At 59.2% G+C, this 19163-nt stretch carries 19 protein-coding genes; 10 read left to right on the top strand and 9 right to left on the bottom strand.

Annotated elements, in window-relative coordinates:
- The first annotated feature begins 60 nt into the window (after positions 1 to 60).
- The 6 genes from AC2FFF_RS05905 to AC2FFF_RS05930 are packed head-to-tail and all read left to right on the top strand — an operon-like array spanning position 61 to position 6624.
- A complete protein-coding gene (locus tag AC2FFF_RS05905; protein ID WP_142635599.1) occupies positions 61 to 1107 on the top strand; it encodes a rod shape-determining protein in 1047 nt (348 codons plus the stop codon).
- Between the two features lie 55 nt (positions 1108 to 1162).
- Positions 1163 to 2065 carry a rod shape-determining protein MreC gene (gene mreC / locus AC2FFF_RS05910; RefSeq protein ID WP_281972515.1) on the top strand — a complete coding sequence of 301 codons (903 nt, stop codon included), beginning with the start codon at positions 1163 to 1165 and terminating at the stop codon, positions 2063 to 2065.
- On the top strand, positions 2058 to 2591 hold the full coding sequence (locus AC2FFF_RS05915) for a rod shape-determining protein MreD (protein ID WP_281995377.1): 534 nt from the start codon (positions 2058 to 2060) through the stop codon (positions 2589 to 2591). Before mreC ends, AC2FFF_RS05915 begins: the two co-directional genes overlap by 8 nt.
- Complete coding sequence (mrdA, locus tag AC2FFF_RS05920; protein WP_281972517.1) at positions 2591 to 4540, top strand: penicillin-binding protein 2; 1950 nt, start codon at positions 2591 to 2593, stop codon at positions 4538 to 4540. Before AC2FFF_RS05915 ends, mrdA begins: the two co-directional genes overlap by 1 nt.
- Entirely contained in the window at positions 4537 to 5676 is a 1140-nt protein-coding gene (gene rodA, locus AC2FFF_RS05925) for a rod shape-determining protein RodA (RefSeq protein WP_142635590.1), read from the top strand. The genes mrdA and rodA overlap by 4 nt, the downstream gene beginning before the upstream one ends.
- Positions 5677 to 5691: 15 nt before the next feature.
- Complete coding sequence (locus AC2FFF_RS05930; protein ID WP_281972518.1) at positions 5692 to 6624, top strand: 2-hydroxyacid dehydrogenase; 933 nt, start codon at positions 5692 to 5694, stop codon at positions 6622 to 6624.
- On the opposite strand, the gene AC2FFF_RS05935 is transcribed toward AC2FFF_RS05930, so the two are convergent.
- From AC2FFF_RS05935 to AC2FFF_RS05960, 6 genes are all read right to left on the bottom strand, one after another.
- The gene (locus AC2FFF_RS05935; RefSeq protein ID WP_496882886.1) at positions 6621 to 8636 is read right to left on the bottom strand and encodes a M3 family metallopeptidase; all 2016 of its coding nucleotides are present in this window, start codon (positions 8634 to 8636) and stop codon (positions 6621 to 6623) included. The genes AC2FFF_RS05930 and AC2FFF_RS05935 overlap by 4 nt on opposite strands.
- Positions 8637 to 8694: 58 nt before the next feature.
- Positions 8695 to 9738, bottom strand: coding sequence for a HesA/MoeB/ThiF family protein (locus tag AC2FFF_RS05940; RefSeq protein WP_281972520.1), 1044 nt, complete (start codon positions 9736 to 9738; stop codon positions 8695 to 8697).
- Entirely contained in the window at positions 9738 to 10193 is a 456-nt protein-coding gene (gene dut / locus AC2FFF_RS05945) for a dUTP diphosphatase (RefSeq protein ID WP_271948363.1), read from the bottom strand. The genes AC2FFF_RS05940 and dut overlap by 1 nt, the downstream gene beginning before the upstream one ends.
- A 15-nt stretch (positions 10194 to 10208) precedes the next feature.
- Entirely contained in the window at positions 10209 to 11405 is a 1197-nt protein-coding gene (coaBC, locus tag AC2FFF_RS05950) for a bifunctional phosphopantothenoylcysteine decarboxylase/phosphopantothenate--cysteine ligase CoaBC (RefSeq protein ID WP_496882887.1), read from the bottom strand.
- A gap of 63 nt (positions 11406 to 11468) precedes the next feature.
- Positions 11469 to 12284, bottom strand: a complete 816-nt coding sequence (locus AC2FFF_RS05955) for a ChaN family lipoprotein (RefSeq protein WP_281972521.1) — start codon at positions 12282 to 12284, stop codon at positions 11469 to 11471.
- Positions 12281 to 13159 (bottom strand): RNA polymerase factor sigma-32, encoded by an 879-nt coding sequence (locus AC2FFF_RS05960; RefSeq protein WP_281972522.1) that lies wholly within the window; start codon positions 13157 to 13159, stop codon positions 12281 to 12283. The genes AC2FFF_RS05955 and AC2FFF_RS05960 overlap by 4 nt, the downstream gene beginning before the upstream one ends.
- Positions 13160 to 13259: 100 nt before the next feature.
- Between AC2FFF_RS05960 and cobU the strand changes: the two genes are divergently transcribed.
- The 4 genes from cobU to AC2FFF_RS05980 are packed head-to-tail and all read left to right on the top strand — an operon-like array spanning position 13260 to position 16856.
- The gene (gene cobU, locus AC2FFF_RS05965; RefSeq protein WP_281972523.1) at positions 13260 to 13781 is read left to right on the top strand and encodes a bifunctional adenosylcobinamide kinase/adenosylcobinamide-phosphate guanylyltransferase; all 522 of its coding nucleotides are present in this window, start codon (positions 13260 to 13262) and stop codon (positions 13779 to 13781) included.
- Positions 13778 to 14356, top strand: coding sequence for a histidine phosphatase family protein (locus AC2FFF_RS05970; protein ID WP_281972524.1), 579 nt, complete (start codon positions 13778 to 13780; stop codon positions 14354 to 14356). The genes cobU and AC2FFF_RS05970 overlap by 4 nt, the downstream gene beginning before the upstream one ends.
- 58 nt (positions 14357 to 14414) lie before the next feature.
- Positions 14415 to 15299, top strand: a complete 885-nt coding sequence (locus AC2FFF_RS05975) for a glutathione S-transferase (RefSeq protein WP_142635570.1) — start codon at positions 14415 to 14417, stop codon at positions 15297 to 15299.
- Positions 15300 to 15344: 45 nt separating this feature from the next.
- Positions 15345 to 16856: a YifB family Mg chelatase-like AAA ATPase gene (locus AC2FFF_RS05980; RefSeq protein ID WP_281972525.1), complete on the top strand. Its 1512-nt coding sequence runs from the start codon at positions 15345 to 15347 to the stop codon at positions 16854 to 16856.
- Here AC2FFF_RS05980 and gshB read toward each other — a convergent pair.
- The 3 genes from gshB to rsmI are packed head-to-tail and all read right to left on the bottom strand — an operon-like array spanning position 16853 to position 19079.
- Positions 16853 to 17785: a glutathione synthase gene (gshB, locus tag AC2FFF_RS05985; protein WP_281972526.1), complete on the bottom strand. Its 933-nt coding sequence runs from the start codon at positions 17783 to 17785 to the stop codon at positions 16853 to 16855. The two genes, AC2FFF_RS05980 and gshB, sit on opposite strands and share 4 nt — an antisense overlap.
- Before the next feature lie 60 nt (positions 17786 to 17845).
- A complete protein-coding gene (locus tag AC2FFF_RS05990; RefSeq protein WP_142635564.1) occupies positions 17846 to 18220 on the bottom strand; it encodes a YraN family protein in 375 nt (124 codons plus the stop codon).
- Between the two features lies 1 nt (position 18221).
- Positions 18222 to 19079, bottom strand: a complete 858-nt coding sequence (gene rsmI / locus AC2FFF_RS05995; protein WP_281972527.1) for a 16S rRNA (cytidine(1402)-2'-O)-methyltransferase — start codon at positions 19077 to 19079, stop codon at positions 18222 to 18224.
- Between the last annotated feature and the right edge of the window lie 84 nt (positions 19080 to 19163).

Consider the following 19163-nt stretch of genomic DNA (forward strand, 5'->3'; position numbering starts at 1 on the left):
CCGTCCCGGAACCGTCGAGTCGCGGGCAGTAGAAATTCTGACGAACGGGATCAGTACAACATGGGCATCTTTGGCAATCTGGGCGGCTTGTTCTCAGCGGACATGGCGATCGACCTTGGAACAGCAAATACGCTTGTTTATGTCAAAGGGCGCGGTGTGATCCTGTCGGAACCTTCAGTTGTGGCCTACCACGTCAAGGATGGGGTTAAGAAAGTTCTCGCCGTCGGTGAGGATGCCAAGCTGATGCTGGGCCGAACCCCTGGTTCGATCGAAGCGATCCGCCCCATGCGCGAAGGCGTGATTGCGGATTTTGACACCGCTGAAGAAATGATCAAGCACTTTATTCGTAAGGTGCATAAACGCTCCACATTCTCAAAGCCCAAAATCATTGTCTGCGTCCCCCATGGTGCTACGCCTGTTGAAAAACGGGCCATTCGCCAATCGGTTATGTCCGCAGGCGCTCGCCGGGCGGGCCTGATCGCCGAACCCATCGCTGCGGCTATTGGTGCAGGAATGCCCATCACTGACCCGACCGGCAACATGGTCGTGGATATCGGCGGCGGCACCACCGAGGTTGCCGTTCTGTCGCTGGGCGACATTGTCTATGCCCGTTCGGTCCGCGTTGGCGGAGACCGAATGGATGAGGCGATTATCTCATACTTGCGCCGCCAGCAGAACCTGTTGGTGGGTGAATCCACCGCCGAGCGGATCAAGACCACGATCGGAACCGCCCGTATGCCTGATGATGGGCGCGGCCAGTCGATGCATATCCGTGGCCGCGATCTGTTGAATGGCGTGCCCAAAGAAATCGAAATCAGCCAGGCGCAGGTCGCCGAGGCCCTGTCGGAACCGGTTCAGGCAATCTGCGAAGCCGTTATGACCGCACTTGAAACCACGCCGCCTGATCTGGCCGCAGATATCGTGGACCGCGGCGTCATGCTGACCGGTGGCGGTGCTTTGTTGGGCGATTTGGATTTGGCACTGCGGGAACAGACAGGTCTGGCCGTGTCAATTGCTGATGAAAGCCTAAACTGTGTGGCTTTGGGCACCGGCAAGGCACTGGAATACGAAAAACAGCTGCGCCACGCGATTGACTACGAAAGCTAAGGCGCGCACCCTCTAAAGGGTACATTCGGGCGCGAGCAGCACGGGAAGGAGTCCTGTGGCAAAGGACCGATCACAGCGCGATGAATACACCACCCCGCTCCGTCGTTTGTTGCTGGGGATCGTGGTTCTGTGCCTTCTGGGCATCTTTCTGGTCTGGCGCATTGACAGCCCTCGCGTCGAACGGTTTCGGGCGCAAGTTGTCGACAACGTGGTGCCCTCGATGGATTGGGCGATGGTTCCGGTTACCGCTGCGGTCAATCTGGCACGGGATTTTCAGAGCTATCAACGCCTGAGCGAGCAGAACCAGGAATTGCGCAGCGAGTTGCGTCTGATGCGCGCCTGGAAAGAGGCCGCACTACAACTTGAGCAGGAAAATGCCCGGCTTCTGGATCTAAACAATGTGCGTCTCGATCCGCGCCTGACCTATATTACCGGGGTTGTCATGGCCGATAGCGGTTCTCCGTTCCGGCAGTCGGTTCTGTTGAACGTGGGCGAGCGTGACGGAATTATGGATGGATGGGCCACCATGGACGGGATTGGCGTTGTCGGCCGTATCTCGGGAGTTGGTCCAGATACCGCACGGGTGATCCTGATGACCGACGCGTCCAGCGCGATACCTGCCACGATTCAACCGTCGGGGCAGACCGCTCTGATTGCCGGGGACAACACCGCCGCGCCTGTGGTTGAGTTTCTGGAGAACCGCGAACTGGTGCGCCCGGGCGACAGGGTTGTGACCTCGGGGGATGGCGGCGTTTTCCCTGGCGGCCTGCTGATCGGTCAGATTACCGCTGATCCGGGTGGCCGCCTGCGGGTGCGGCTGTCTGCAGATTTTGAACGGCTCAAATTTCTAAGAGTGCTACGCTATCAGTCTGCGCCACTTATTCAGGACCCTGGAGGAATTGTCGGCCCACGCCAACCCGAGGCGGCACTGACACCGACGGAGACTGGCGATGGATAGTGCCGCGTCCAATCTGTGGCTCAAACGTGGCCTGTATCTGCTGTTGGCGCTGCTGGTCTTGTTCCTGCACCTGCTGCCACTGGACACGCAGCCGGATCGCTGGCCGTTTCCGGATTTCCTGATCGCGTTGACCTATGCCTGGGTTCTGCGGCGCCCCGAATATGTGCCAACCCTGCTGGTCGCCCTGATCATGCTGGCAGCCGACCTTCTGTTTCAACGTCCCCCCGGCTTGCTGGCCGCGCTTGTTGTGTTGGGTACTGCCTATCTTCGGTCCGCAACTCCCGGGTTGCGCGACGCGGGCTTTTTGGGCGAATGGACCACCGTTGCCGTCGTGATCACAGCTGTTTTTTTCCTGAATCGCGTCATTCTTGCTATTCTGTCCGTGCAACAAGCGGCATTGGGGATGGTCGTGGTGCAAGTGGTTCTGACAATCGGGATCTACCCATTGATCGTTCTGCTCAGTCAGAACGGTTTTGGTGTGCGTCGTGTCGCACCTTCTGACCCTGGCCTGTCGGGAGGGCGGTAATGAAACAGCGCAAACTTAAGTCACAGGGCCTCGCCTATAAACGTTTGCCACGCCGTGCGCTGATCCTTGGAGGCCTGCAAGCCGCTTTTATCGGAGGTCTGGCCGCCCGGATGCGGTTTATGCAGGTAGATCAGGCTGACGAATACCGCCTGTTGGCCGAGGAAAACCGGATTAACATCCGCCTGATCCCGCCCACACGTGGTCGAATATACGATCGCAACGGGCAGATCATCGGGCAAAACTCTCCGTCCTACCGTATCGTCATGGTGCGCGAAGATGCGGGCGATGTTGAAGCCGTCATCTCCAAGCTTTCTGAACTGATCCCACTGACCGAGGATGAGATCGAACGCGCCATGACCGAAATGCGAAGATCGGCCCCGTTCCTGCCGGTCACTCTGGCCGATCAAGTCACGTGGGAAGATATCTCGAAAGTTGCCGTCAACGCCCCCGCCCTGCCCGGTGTCACACCCGAGGTCGGGATGACCCGGCAATATCCCAGATATGAGGATTTCGCGCATATCGTCGGCTATGTCGGACCGGTCAGCGATTACGACCTCAGTCAGATAGAAGATCCGGAACCCGTTCTGCGCATTCCCCGTTTTCAGATCGGCAAGGTCGGGCTTGAGGCCAAACAGGAAATCAGCCTGCGCGGCAAAGCAGGCGCCAAACGCGTCGAAGTGAACGCCACCGGCCGCGTGATGCGTGAACTTGACCGTCAAGAAGGTTTGGCCGGGGCCGATTTGCAACTGTCGGTCGATGCCGATCTTCAACAATACGCTCAGGCCCGTTTGGCTGGTGAAAGCGCCGCAGCAGTGGTGATCGACTGTGAGACCGGTGATATCCGCGCCATCAGTTCCGCACCCAGCTTTGATCCCAACCTTTTTGTGCGCGGAATCTCGGTTGCCGATTACCGGGCTCTGACACAAGACAACTATCGCCCGTTGGCCAACAAGACAGTACAGGGCACCTATCCACCCGGCTCGACCTTTAAGATGATCACTGCCATGGCCGCGCTTGAGGCTGGGGTCATCGGTCCTGGAAACACTGTTTACTGCCCCGGCCACTTGAAAGTCGGCAGTCGCCGGTTCCATTGTTGGAAACGCGGCGGGCATGGTACAGTTGATCTTGGTCTGTCTCTGAAACGCAGCTGCGATGTGTATTATTACGACGTTGCCCTGCGCACAGGCATCGACAATATCTCCGACATGGCTCGTATCTTTGGGCTGGGCGTGAAACACGATATCCCGATGTCCGCAGTGGCTGCAGGGCTTGCCCCCAATCAGGCTTGGAAAGAGCGTGTCCACGGCGAAGAATGGCTGGTAGGTGACACTGCCAATGCCTCAATCGGTCAGGGCTTTATGCTGGCCTCACCGCTGCAACTAGCCGTCATGACAGCCCGGATTGCAACTGGGCGTGCGGTCTCGCCACGCCTTGTGCGTTCGGTCAATGGGGTTGAACAACCCTCGGGCGCGGGGGAACCGCTCGCGGTCAATCGGACTAATCTGGAATATGTCCGCAAGGCAATGTTTTCGGTCTCGAACGACCGGCGCGGCACGGCTTATCGCAGCCGTATCATCTCGGATGAGTTCCGTATGGCGGGCAAGACCGGCACCAGCCAAGTCCGCAATATCACCAAGGCAGAACGTGCGGCTGGCGTTATCCGCAACGAAGACTTGCCGTGGGAACGCCGTGACCACGCGCTGTTCGTCAGCTTTGCCCCCTATGACAACCCGAAATACGCCGTAGCCGTCGTGGTGGAACATGGCGGCGGGGGGTCGAAGGCCGCGGCACCGGTTGCACGGGATATCATGCTGCAGGCGCTGTACAACGGTACGCCACCACTCGAAGCCTATCCGGCCGCCGATCGTGAGCGTATCAAGGAACAGCAAAAACGGCTGGAGGGCGACCGCCGCCCCAAAGCGCGTCCGCCCCAGAAGGACCGCGCATGAGCTATCTTGAATATGCCGTCAAATCCACGCCATCGGGGTTCCGCAAGTTCCTGTATATGAACTGGCCCCTGACCCTGCTGCTGATCAGCGTGGCCAGCGCAGGGTTCCTGATGCTGTACTCGGTGGCGGGTGGATCATGGACCCCTTGGGCCGAACCTCAGATGGAACGCTTTGGGTTGGGCCTGACCGCGATGTTCATTGTGGCACTGGTCCCGATCTGGTTCTGGCGAAATATGTCGGTTCTGGCTTATCTGGCCTCGATCGCTCTACTTGTGGTGGTCGAGTTGTTCGGAACAGTTGGCATGGGCGCGCAACGCTGGATCGACCTGGGGTTCATGCGCCTGCAGCCATCAGAGGTGATGAAAGTAGCACTGGTGATGGTGCTTGCGGCCTATTACGACTGGCTCCCATCGCATAAAACGTCACACCCCCTTTGGGTTCTGATCCCTGTCATCCTGATCCTGATCCCCACCTTTATGGTGTTGCGTCAGCCAGATCTTGGCACCTCGATCCTGCTGCTGGCGGCGGGGGGAGGCCTGATGTTTCTTGCCGGCGTTCACTGGGCCTATTTCGCTGCGGTTATCGCCGCGGGTGTCGGTCTGATCGCCACGGTCTTCAACAGCCGCGGAACCGAGTGGCAGTTGCTCAAGGATTACCAGTTCCGCCGCATCGACACCTTCCTTGATCCCTCCACCGATCCGCTGGGCGCGGGGTATCACATCACCCAATCCAAGATCGCGCTGGGGTCCGGAGGCTGGAACGGGCGCGGGTTCATGCAGGGCACACAATCGCGCCTGAACTTCCTGCCCGAGAAACACACAGATTTCATCTTTACGACGCTGGCCGAAGAATTCGGATTTGTCGGCGGCATCACCCTGCTGGTTCTCTATGGGCTGATCCTGATCTTCTGCCTGGTTACGGCCCTGACAACCAAGGACAGGTTTTCCTCTTTGGTCACGCTGGGTATCGCACTGAACTTCTTCCTATTCTTTGCCGTGAACATGTCGATGGTCATGGGCTTGGCCCCAGTCGTAGGAGTTCCCCTGCCGATGGTCAGCTATGGCGGTTCGGCCATGCTGGTTTTGATGGCAGCTTTCGGCATCGTCCAAAGTGCCCATATTCACCGCCCCCGCTGATCCGAAAGGCCCGTTATGACCGCAAACATCCTGTTCTCGGCACGCCCCGAACTATGGCCCGTGTATCAACCCTTGATGACACAGTACCTGACTAATGCCGGGGTCGTGTTTCAGCTAGGCACCACGTTTGAACCAGATCAGGTGGATTACGTCGTCTATGCGCCCAATAGCGGCTTACGGGATTTTGCACCTTACACCCGCCTCAAGGCCGTGCTCAGCCTATGGGCTGGGATCGAAAGCATCGTCGAGAATGACACTCTGACTGTGCCGCTGGCGCGAATGGTGGACCACGGGTTGACGCAGGGAATGACCGAATGGGTCGTCGGTCACGTGCTGCGCTATCATCTGGGTATGGACCGGCACATCACGGTTCAGGATGGGGTTTGGGCCCCAGATCCACCACCGCTGGCCTCGGACAGAACCGTCTGCATCCTGGGCCTTGGCGCATTGGGAGAGGCCGCAGCCCGCGCGCTGTCGACACTGAATTTCAACGTTACCGGCTGGAGCCGCTCGGCCAAGGCCATCCCCGGGGTCACCTGCTTTCACGGTGAGGATGGGTTGCGTGCGGCACTGACACAGGCCGAGATCGCGGTTTTATTGCTGCCCGATACGCCTGCCACGAAAAACACACTGAACGCCGAAACCCTGGCGCTGATGCCCAAGGGTGCGCATATCATCAACCCGGGCCGAGGACCGCTGATCGACGATCAAGCCTTGCTGGCAGCTCTGGATACGGGCCAGATCGGTCACGCAACGCTGGATGTTTTCCGGGTCGAGCCGCTGCCTGCGAGCCACCCGTATTGGACGCATCCAAACGTCACGGTGACGCCTCACATTGCCTCTGAAACCCGCCCAGTTACATCGGCGCAGGTGATCTGTGAAAATATTCGCAGAGGTGAGGCGGGCGAGCCTTTCCTGCACCTCGTTGACCGCGAATTGGGATATTAGGCTGCGATAAGGCCGCGCCCCTTCAGCAGGGCCTCAACCCCCGGCAAACGACCGCGGAAGGCCAGATATAGTTCTTCGGCTTCGCGGGAACCGCCGGTGGACAGGATATTTTCCTCCAGCGCTTTTGCGCGTTCGGAATCAAAGGCGCCCCCCGCCTCTTCGAACGCGGCGAAGGCGTCTGAATCCATGACCTCGGACCACATATAGCTGTAATAGCCAGCGCTATAGCCGTCACCAGCAAACACATGCGCAAAATGCGGCGTGGCATGGCGCATCCCGATTGCCGCGGGCATTCCCAGATCCGCCAGAACTTTTGCCTGTCTCGCCATCGGCTCGTCGGGCGCTGCGCCCTCATGAAAGGCCAGATCAACCAGCGCCGAGGCCACATATTCTACAGTCTGGAACCCCTGATCGAAATTGGCGGCCTTGAGCACTTTCTTTAGCATCTCCTGCGGCATCGGCGCGCCGGTTTCGGCATGAGTGGCGAATTCGGCCAGAACCTCTGGGACTTCAAGCCAGTGTTCGTATAGCTGGCTGGGCAGCTCGACAAAGTCGCGCGCAACGGAGGTGCCCGAGATGCTTTCATAGGTCACGTTCGACAGCATCTGGTGCAACGCATGGCCGAATTCATGGAACAAAGTCCGAGCGTCGTCATAAGACAGCAGCGCCGGATCACCCTTGGCGAAATTACAGACGTTGATCACGACCGGAGCCTGCACCTTGGGAAACTTTGCCTGCCCGCGCATCGCGCTGCACCAAGCGCCTGACCGTTTGGAGCCGCGTGCAAAGTAATCCCCGATGAACACCGCGATATGTTGCCCGTTCCGTGTCACCTCCCAGGCCCGGCAGTCCGGATGGTACAGCGGTATGTCCAACTGCTTGAATTCCAGCCCGAACAAACGGTTCGCGCAGGCAAAAGAGGCCTCGATCATGCGATCCAACTGCAGGTACGGTTTCAGCGCAGCCTCATCCAGATCGTGTTCAGCCTTGCGGCGTTTCTCGGCGTAGTAACGCCAGTCCCACGCCTCCAAAGGCCCATTCACCCCATCATTCCGCATCATCTGCGTCAGGATTTCGGCATCAGCATTGGCGCGCGTTTTGGCAGGCTCCCAAACCTGCATCAGCAGATCACGGACGCGGTCGGGCGTGCGGGCCATTTCGGTTTCCAGTTTGAAATCGGCAAAGCTTTCATAGCCCAGCAGCTTTGCACGTTCCTGACGCAACTGCAGGATTTGGGCGGCAATTTCCCGGTTGTCAGTCTCGCCGCCATTTGCCCCGCGCGCGGTCCAGGCGCGATAGGCTTTCTGGCGCAAATCCCGGCGCGGTGAAAACTGCAGAAACGGTACGATCAGTGACCGGGACAGGGTGACAACCGGTCCTTTTGCACCCTTTTCCTCACCCGCTGCCCGGGCAGAATTGACCACAAAACCAGGAAGCCCCTGTAGGTCATCTTCGGACAATTCCATGAACCAATCGCGCTCATCGGCAAGAAGGTTCTGGGTGAAGGACGTCCCCAGCGAGGCAAGCCGCGCTTTGATCTCTTGCATCCGCGTGTCTTCGTTTCCCTCAAGCGCTGCACCAGCGCGCACAAACCCGCGATGCGACAGCATCAGAACGCGTGCCTGCTCATCCGTCAGGCCCAGTTCATCCTTGCGCGCCCACAGGTCGGCGACCCGCTGAAACAACGCCTTGTTGGACGAAATCCCCGAGAAATGCGCGGCCAGCTTGGGTGAAAATTCGCGCTGCAACTCCTCACGCAAGGGATTGCTGTCTGCGCCCGCGACCGTGAAGAATACCGACAGAACCTTGTCCATCATCTCTCCTGCAGCTTCCAGCGCTTCGACCGTGTTGGCAAAAGTCGGGGCCTCCGGGTTAGAGGCAATCGCGCCAATCTCAGCGTTATGGGCCTGCATGGCCGCGTCCAGGGCCGGGGCGAAATCCGTGTCGGAAATCTTGTCGAACGGCGCAATTTCGAACGCGCTGGTCCAGGCGGACAGAATCGGGTTGTTCATTGAAGTCTCCTTTGTCCCCTACCTAAGAACGACGGCGCGTTCGATCCAGAGCAGGGGGTTATCCTTTGCCACAAACGGGGCAATCTGCACGGCGAGGCAGTGTAATCTTGCGGCTTTCGCCATAGAGAGCGTCGTAAATCAGCATCTCACCCCTCAGTGCCAGACCTGCCCCGGTGATCACCTTGATCGCCTCAACAGCCATCATCGAACCGACGACGCCAGGCAAGGGGCCGATCACCCCAGCCTCGGCGCACGACGGGGCCAGACCTGGAGCCGGAGCCTCGGGGAAAATGCACTGATAACAAGGCGCATCGTTGGCCGGGTCGAAAACGCTGAGCTGGCCTTCCCACTGCGACAGCGCACCCGAAATCAGCGGCTTGCCCAACGCGACCGCCGTGCGATTTGCCAAATAGCGCGTGTCGAAATTATCAGTTCCGTCCAGGATGACGTCAAAATCGGAAAATAACTCGGTGGCGACCTCTTCGGTCAGTCGGCGGTGATAGGGCAGAACAACCACGTTCGGGTTTTGCGCCAGCATGGCCTGCTGGGCCGAAAAAACCTTGGGCATGCCGATATCCGCATCCTGGTGGATCACCTGACGCTGAAGATTGGCGTTCTCAACCTCATCATCATCAATAACCCCTATCGTGCCGACCCCGGCCGCAGCCAGATACTGCAAAGCGGGCGCCCCAAGCCCCCCGGCGCCGATCACAAGCACGCGGGCCTGCTTCATCTTTTTCTGCCCTGGCCCACCAATTTCGCGCAACACGATATGGCGGGCATAGCGGTCAAGCTCGGTCTCGGAGAATTTGTCTGAGGGCATGGCTGGCTCCTTGTTCGAGGCCGGCGCCGCGCGTTTTCGCAGCGCTTTCAGTCCCTTTCCATAGATCAGAACCAGAACCGCCGTACCAACCAAAATCAACCAGGTCGCAGCAGAACCACCCGTGGCCTGACGCAGGGGGTTACCAAGGGGCAAAACCAGCTGTGCCGAGATTACCCCCAGCAACAACACCCCAACCGAAATCATCCGTGCATTGCGTGACACGCCAGCCAGATAGCCGAGCCCCCAAAGCGCTGCGGCGATGATCAGGACAAGTAACATCAGCCGCGCCCGGTCGAACCGAACCCGCCTGCACCGCGGTCAGTATCGCTGAGTGTATCCGTGGCCTCGAATGACGCCTGCACCACCGGGGCGACGACCAGTTGGGCGATACGTTCCCCATGGGTGATTTCAAAGCTCTCCTGCCCAGCGTTCAACAGGATCACCCCCAGAGGGCCGCGATAGTCGCTGTCGATCGTACCCGGCGTATTGGGCAGCGTGATCCCGTATTTCAGCGCAAGGCCCGAGCGGGGCCGGACCTGCACCTCATACCCTTTTGGGATTTCAATCCGCAGTCCGGTGGGAACCAGAGCCCGCTGACCGGGCAGCAGCGTGATCGGCGTCTTGTCCGGGAAGTTTGCACGCACATCCGCGCCTGCCGCTCCGGTGGTTTCATAAGATGGCAAGGGCACCGAAGGGTCGGCCCCGTCCTCACGGATCACACGAATTGCTACCATCGGATATCCTCTTGTCTAACCGGCCAGCGCGTCGGAAATCTTGTGTGCCAGTCTTTCTGCCACTGCGTCTTTGCCCATACGTGGCCATTCCTCAGCCCCATCATCGGAGATCAGGATCACCGCGTTTTCTGCGCCCCCCATGATCCCGGTCCCCGGGCTGACATCATTCGCAATGATCCAGTCGCACCCTTTGCGGTCGCGTTTGGCGGTCGCATGTTCGATCACATTGTCCGTTTCCGCGGCAAAGCCAACAACTAGCGCGGGGCGTCCATCGTCCAGCTTGGCGACCCGCTTCAGAATGTCCGGGTTTTCAGCAAAATCCAGCGCCGGAAGACCGTCGCGTGTCTTTTTCAGCTTGCGGTCCGACGCGCTGGCCACCCGCCAATCCGCCACGGCGGCGGCAAATACCCCGGCATCGACAGGCAAGGCTGAATCCACCGCGTCTGACATCTGCTGGGCTGTTTCAACCCGCACAACCTCGACCCCATCGGGTGTAGGAACCTCGGCAGGTCCGGTTACAAACACAACCTCTGCACCCAACGCAGACAGAGCACGTGCAATCGCTGTGCCCTGCGCCCCGGATGAGCGGTTCGCGATATAGCGCACCGGGTCAATCGGCTCGTGCGTGGGACCCGAGGTCACAAGAATGCGTTTACCGCTGAGCGGTCCGCTGCCCAGCGATGCCTCAATCGCGGCGACGATCTCAAGCGGTTCCGACATGCGGCCCGGACCATATTCGCCACAGGCCATGTCGCCTTCGTTCGGCCCGACAAAACGAATGCCGTCCGCCTGCAACTGTTCAAAATTACGACGCGTCGCCGGGTGATCCCACATACGGACATTCATCGCAGGCGCACACAGAACCGGTGTGTCAGTCGCCATCAATAGGGTCGAGGCCAGATCATTCGCCAACCCACCTGCCATTTTGCCCATTAAATCCGCAGTCGCCGGAGCGACCACGACAAGATCCGCAGATCGGGACAGCTGGATATGCCCCATCTCGGCCTCATCGGTCAGATCGAACAGATCGCGATAGGCCTTCTCGCCGGCCAGCGCGGCAACAGACAGAGGTGTCACGAATTCTTCTGCTGCGCGGGTCAGGACCGGCGTAACGGCGGCGCCGCGTTCCTTCAGTCGCCGGATCAGATCCAGTGACTTATAGGCAGCAATACCGCCACCAATGATCAGCAGAATCCGTTTCGATGCCAGCATGTTGTGCCCTTCCCGTCTCGGTCGGCCCCGACATTAGGCAAGCGCGCCCGACAGTTCCAGCGGTTAATTCTGCGGTTGAAAGGCCAGGCAGGGGTCTTCTCGGTCCACGGTGGGGCTGTCGATGACTGCATCATAGTCCCCTTGGATCGTACCGTCTTCAGACTGACCCAGGACATACACTATAAGACCCGGACGCAGACGCGACAGGAATGTCGGAATACCGCGGTCCTTTCGCGCGTGGCCATTTCCGGTGATAACGGCAACCGGGCCACCAGTTTCGTCAACGGCACGCAATATGGCCCGTGCCAGCACCGCATCGCGCAACCTTTGGATCGCAACCAGCTGCGGCAGAGCGCTTTCCGGCAGCGCATCGCAATGCGCCGCCATCTGGTCAGCCTCGCGCGCCGCCTGTTCCGCCTTTGACAGAGGTATGGTCAACCCAAATCGCGCTGCGTCAGCGCCCAGCGCAGTTGCAGCGCCACGTTCCATCGCTGTACGCGCTGCCTTACGCGGGACCATTGCGCCATAGACCGGCGCATCCGTGGCCTGAAAGATCGGGTAATACAGGCTGAGAGGGGGCCAGCCGGATTCCGCCCAACGCAGGATGCGTGACAGTTCTTCGGGATCGGACGCCGCTTTTTGCGCCAGGCGCTGTGCGCCTTCCTCGGTGACCATTTCCCAGACCACGGCGGAGGGGTCGATCAATGTAATTGCCTGTTCCTGAACCAGATGATGGCGAGGATTGTCATGGGTTTCGCCCAACAAAACAACGTCTGCCATTCGCATCGCGGCCGCAACATCGTCAGGGATCAGGTCATCGGCATGACCGGACCCAGCCATAACCATCAGTGTACACATCAGAATCGCAATCTGTTTCATGCGATGAAGTGTTGCACCTCGCGCGATTGAGCTTCAAGGTTCTTACGCATTTTTACAAAAGCCGCGGCTTCAAGCTGACGCACCCTCTCTTTCGACAGGCCCAGTTCCTGACCCAGGCTTTCCAGTGTGCGCACCGGTTCACGCAGCTTGCGTTCGCGCACGATGAAGCGCTCTCGGTCGTTGAGGGCTTGCATCGCCATCACCAACCATTCGCGCAACTGTTCGGTGTCGTGCTTGTTTTCAACGGTTTCAGCAGCCTGTGCCCGGTCATCCTCTAACGCGTCGATCCATTCGCGCCCGTCTTCATCCGTGGATTGCACAGCGTTCAACGAGAAATCCGACCCTGCCAGCCGGCCTTGCATCATCTCAACGTCACGCAACGGAACACCGATCTCGGCTGCTATCATCTGGTGCAACTGGTGACGGTCCAGCGCCATCCCATCAGTGGCCGCTTCGCGTTCAAGCCGGGCCTGGACGCGACGCATGTTGAAAAACAGAGATTTCTGGGCAGAGGTGGACCCGGTCCGAACCATTGACCAGTTTCGCATTACATAGTCCTGGATACTCGCCTTGATCCACCAGACAGCATAGGTCGAGAACCGAACCCCGCGATCCGGGTCAAATTTGTCAGCGGCCTTCATCAGACCCAATCCGGCCTCTTGGATCAGATCGTTCATCGGCGCGCCATAGCGTTTGAACTTGGCCGCCATCGAAATTGCCAACCGCATATAAGCCGTGATCAACCGGTGCAGCGCCTTTTCATCGCGCTGGTCACGCCAGGCATAGGCCAGCTTCAATTCGGTCTCGGCGTCCAGTAACTCGGCCTTCATCGCCCTGCGCGACATCGAGAAATCGTTTGCGCTGTCCAGTGCCATGGAAATCTCCCTTTTTCGCTGGCGCGGCCCGGGCTTGCCTTGCCGACCCATGGTCGATACGCAGAACAACACCAGGTGGATCACTTAAAAGGTAATGATCGTGGGTTCGGATTTAACCTTTGTGCTGGGCGGAGCAGCCTCAGGCAAGTCGGCATTCGCCGAGCAACTTGTTGTTTTATCAGGGAAAAGCCGCGTTTATCTGGCCACATCACAAGTGTTTGATGATGAGATGCGCGATAAGGTTAAGCGCCATGTTTCACAGCGCGGCAGCGGTTGGGAAACGATCGAGACCCCCCTGGACCTTGGCGCAACGCTGGCCGAGCTGACCCCGGATCAGATCTGTCTGATAGATTGTGCTACCATGTGGCTAACCAATCACCTGCTGGCGGAACACGACCTGCAGCAGGCCCAGACAGCACTGCTTGATGCGTTACGAGACTGTCCTGCCCCGGTCGTCATCGTCTCGAACGAGGTTGGCCACGGGATCGTCCCGGGCAACGCCCTGTCTCGCCAATTCCGCGAGGCGCAAGGCCGCCTGAACATCGCGCTCGCCGCGCAGGCTGATCTGGTGGTTCAGGTCACTGCCGGGCTTCCTGTGGTATTGAAAGGGCAACTGCCATGACGCGTCTGCATCTAGTCAGGCACGGTCCGACCCATGCCAAAACCATGGTCGGCTGGTCCGATCTGCCTGCTGACCTAAGCGACCACGCCGCCATTGGCCGGCTAAAAAGCTACTTGCCGGCCAACGGGTTGTTGATCTCATCCGACCTGTGCCGTGCCGTTGACACGGCTTCGGCGGTACAGGGCACCCGGCACCGCCTGCCCCACCACCCCGACCTGCGAGAGATCAATTTTGGCAGTTGGGAATTGCGCGGGTTCGAGGAAATCGAGGCCGAAGACCCCGAACTAACCTTCGCCTACTGGGACAATCCCGGTGAAGTTCGCCCGCCAAACGGCGAAAGCTGGAATGAAGTCCGAGCCCGCGTCAACGCGGTTATTGACAGGTTGATTGGCGATCACACCGGCCAGGACCTGATCATTGTTGCCCATTTCGGCGTCATCCTGACACAGGTCCAGCGTGCCATGGATGTGGACGCGCAAGAGGCTTTCGGCCACCGGATCGACAATCTTTCCGTGACTGAGATTACTCATCACGGCGACGGTTGGTCGGTCGGTCGGATCAATCACTGCCCGTGATCAGGCCGCGCACAAATCTCTGTTTTACGGATTGAATAGCCTGAGTCATCCTAGACCCATGACCTATGATTTGTTTATCGGAGACCGCCTGTTTTCCAGTTGGTCCTTGCGTGGTTGGTTGATGCTGGAAAAGTTCGACCTGCCCTATCGAAACCACATGATCGGCCTTTATTCAGGCACTATGGCCGAGGATATGAAACCCCTGTTCCCGGCGCGTCTGGTGCCTGCTCTGCGCCTGCCAGACGGAACTGTGGTTGGTGAAAGCCTTGCCATGGCCGAGACCTTGGCTGAGCGCCACCCACAGGTCGGATTGTGGCCCTCTGACGCGGCTGCCCGCGCCACTGCACGGTGGCTTTGCACCGAGATGGTGGCCGGGTTTTCAGCCCTCCGCGGGGAATGCGCGATGCAGCTGCTTCATAGTTGGAAGGGTTTCGAACCGGCGGCCGAAACGCTTGCTGACCTGCGCCGGATCGAAACCCTTTGGGATCATGCGCGCCAAGTGTCTGGGGCGAACACCGGCCCTTTGTTCGGTACATATTCTTTGGTGGATGTGTTTTACACGCCCGTTGCCGCGCGGATCATCGGTTATGGGCTGCCTGTTTCGGACGCCAACCGGGACTATTGCCTGACCCTCCTGTCGGATCCGGTTGTCAGGCAGTGGCGTGCGATGGGTCTGACAGTCCAGTACGACCCTTTCCCGTATTCGCTGGACCTTCAATCGGATCCCTGGCCAATCGGCGGGGCATCGTCTGCTGTGGCCGCCCAGAGCGGCCCCTCGGTCAACCAGACCTGCCCCTATTCCGGAGAGCCCGTCACAGATTTTCTGGACCTGGACGGTCAGCGCTGGGGATTCTGCAATCGGTTCTGCCGCGACAAAACCCTCGCCGATCCGGAAGCATGGCCGAAATTCACTCAAATGGTCAGCGCCGTTAACGATTCCTAAACCGGCGGCGTGCCAGTAACGACCTGTTAACCAAGCAGGTCGTTCATGGTCGCTCGTTCTCATACAGTCGCCTTTCAAGGTGTCGACGCCCGCCCGGTCGAGGTGCAATGCGCGGTTTCACCGGGGTTGCCTGCCTTTTCCATCGTCGGCCTGCCTGACAAAGCAGTTTCAGAGGCCCGCGATCGCGTCCGAAGCGCGCTAAGCTCGATGGCCATTGCCCTGCCGTCAAAGCGTATCACTATCAACCTATCCCCCGCTGACCTGCCCAAAGAAGGCAGCCATTTCGACCTGCCCATTGCGGTGGCTCTGCTGTCAGCCCTGGAAATCATTCCCAAGGACGCGGCTGAAGGGGCCGTTTCACTGGGGGAATTGTCACTGGACGGGTCTCTTGTGCCTGTTGTCGGGGCGCTTCCTGCCGCGATGACCGCCGCGGCCGAGGACCGAACCCTGCTGTGCCCTCGGGCCTCCAGCGCCGAGGCGGCTTGGGTTGACGCTACTCAGGTGATCGGCGCTGAATCTTTGGGCGATGTTGTCCGCCACTTCTCGGGCCAAGCCCCTTTGCCCGCTGCCCTGCCCGGCGAGGTCAACCTTTCCCCCAGCACCCGCGACCTGCGCGATGTAAAAGGGCAGGAGCGGGCGAAACGCGCGTTGGAGATTGCCGCCGCAGGGCGGCACCACCTGATGATGATCGGCACGCCGGGGTCCGGGAAATCCATGCTGGCCGCGCGCCTGCCGGGGATATTGCCGCCGCTGACACCGACCGAGGCGCTTGAAACCTCGATGATCCAATCCCTGAGCGGCCTGCTTGACGAAGGCGGCATCAGCCGCACCAGACCGTTTCGCGAGCCGCATCATACGGCATCGATGGCGGCCATTGTTGGTGGAGGGAAAGGAGCCAAACCAGGAGAAATCTCATTGGCCCATAACGGGGTTTTGTTCATGGATGAATTTCCCGAATTCCCACGAACCGTTCTGGAAACCCTGCGCCAACCCATCGAAACCGGAGAGGTCATGATTGCACGTGCCAATGCGCATGTGAAATACCCCTGCCGCTTTATGCTGGTTACCGCCGCCAACCCCTGCAAATGCGGCTACTTGACAGATCCGGCGCGGGCCTGCTCGCGTGCGCCGGTCTGCGGCGAGGATTATCTGGGGCGCATTTCAGGCCCGCTGATAGATCGGTTCGACCTGAGGATCGAGGTGCCTCCGGTCGGGTTCACCGACCTTGACCTGCCTCCATCCGGGGACAGTTCGGCCACGGTTGCCGCGCGTGTCGAGCAGGCGCGTGCGGTTCAAGCGCAAAGATACAATGGAACGTCCGCGCGCCAGAATGCGGATGTTGAGGGCAATGTGCTGGAAGAAATCGCCGCGCCGGATGCCGAAGGAAAAGAGCTGCTGTTGAAAGCGGCCGAGAAATTTGGTTTGTCAGCGCGCGCCTTTCACCGCATCTTGCGGGTCGCGCGCACCATCGCCGATCTGGACGGCGCATCAGATGTCCGAAGACCCCATGTGGCCGAGGCGCTGAGCTTTCGCATCAGCGCCAATATTGCATCTTAAAGCCTGGCTTCGATGGCCTGCCAAATCTTTTCCGCGATGTTCACGCCATCAAACCGTTCCAATTCCTGAATTCCGGTTGGCGAAGTCACGTTAATCTCGGTCAGGTAATCGCCGATTACATCGATACCAACAAAAACCTGCCCTTTTTCCTTCAACAAAGGTCCAATGGCTGCGCAAATCTCAAGATCGCGATCCGTCAGACCAACCTTTTCGGGCCGTCCCCCCACATGCATGTTGGATCGTGTTTCACCTTTGGCGGGAACACGGTTGATTGCACCCACAGCCTGACCGTCCACCAGAATGACCCGTTTGTCGCCATTGCTGACATCGGGCAGGAATTTCTGAACGATCAGAGGTTCGCGCGAAAACCCGGTGAACAACTCGTGCAAAGATGTCAGGTTCCGGTCGTTGCCATCCAACCGGAACACCCCCGCACCGCCATTTCCATAAAGCGGTTTCAGGATAATATCGCCGTGCTTTTCTTTGAACGCCTTAATCGTCTGCAGATCGCGGGCGATGGTTGTCGGTGGCGTCAGATCAGGGAAATCCAGCACCAGGAGTTTTTCGGGATAGTTCCGAACCCAGAATGGATCATTTACCACCAGCGCCTGTCCCTTAAGCCGGTCCAGCAGGTGGGTAGAAGTGATATAGTGCATGTCAAACGGGGGATCCTGACGCAGCCAGACCACGTCGAACTCGGCCAGATCAACCTCGCGCTCGGGCCCCAATTCTGCCGGGTTTCCGGCCACGCGCTGCACCGTCATATCATGGCCGCGGGCCGTGATCCGGCCCTCCTGATAAGCCAGTTTGTCAGGGCTGTAGAAGAACAGCGTATGCCCGCGCACCTGTGCCTCTTCGGCCAGACGGAATGAGCTGTCGGCATTGATATCCACGGCCCCGATCGGGTCCATCTGAAAGGCAATTTTCATGGCGTGTCCCTCAGTTTCACGCCAGATACATGGCCCAGCCAGGCCGGGGGTTCAATGGGGTCAGACCTGATCAAAGGCGTTTTCGATGATTTGCACCGCGCCGAACGCATCCACCAAAGCCGCATCAAACCGAACATTTGTCAGCTGGCCGTTGGGTTCCCCTTCCAGAAATTGGGCAGCCGAGGCACAGATACGGTCCATCTGGCGCCGTTTGATCCGGGCAGCAGCCATCTCAAAGCTTGTGCTTTTCTTGACCTCGACGAAAACCAATCCATCGCCGTTGCGGACGATCAGATCAATCTCGCCCCCTGCCCCGCGCCAACGGCGATGTGCTATGGAATATCCCCGCCGCTCGTAATCTGCCGCAACCTGCTGTTCCGCCGCCTGACCCGCATGATAAGAAACCGAACTTCGGACAGTGCTGCGTGAGGTCATCTTACCCTTTCCCGAGATTCAGCGCCTTCTGATAGATCGGTCGACGCGGCAGTTTATACATCTGCGACACCAAATCCGCCGCATCGCGTACTGAATGAGTTTCCAGGGCGCGTATCAAAGCCTCTTCTATGTCTGAATCGTTAACAGTTTCCGAAGCCCCACGGTCTACCAGCAGAACAATTTCGCCTTTGACCGTCTGACTCGCCAATTCTTCTGCCAGCTCTGCCAGCGACCCGCGCCGAACTTCTTCGAATTTCTTGGTTAATTCGCGGCACATCGCGGCCTGCCTGTTTTCCCCTAGAACCTCGGCCAGATCCGACAGACAGGACGCCACACGTTTCGGAGATTCATAAAATACCAACGTCCCAGGCACATCTCGCAGCGTCTCGATCCGCGTCCGGCGCGCGCCTGAGGCATTGGGCAAAAACCCCGCAAAGAAAAAGGCATCCGTCGGCAAACCGGCCAGCGTCAGCGCCATCAGCGCGGCGGACGGCCCCGGCGCGCAGGTGACAGTGTGCCCCGCCTCGGCCGCCTGTCGTCCCAGATCGTATCCCGGGTCCGCGATCAGCGGCATCCCGGCCTCGGACGCATAAGCCACTGATTTCCCCTCTTTCAGCGCGTCCAGGATTTTGCCGCGGGCGCCTGCACCGCTGTGATCGTGATAGGCAAGAATGCGGCGGCCCTCGAGCGGAACGCCGTGAATCTCCATCAACCGGCGCAGGCTGCGCGTGTCTTCGGCGGCAATCATGTCCGCCGACGCCAACACGTCTAGCGCCCTGAGCGTAATGTCGCGCGCCGCCCCGATCGGAGTGGCAACAAAATACAGGCCCGTGCCCAATTTGACTTTTTGAAAATTCAAAGCTGGACCCTCACAGCGTGACGTCTATTATCGCGGCGCAAATAATGGCAGCATCCCAAGCCGCCGGATCAGGGAGTTTTCATT

The organism is Ruegeria sp. YTSA226 (assembly GCF_059609905.1).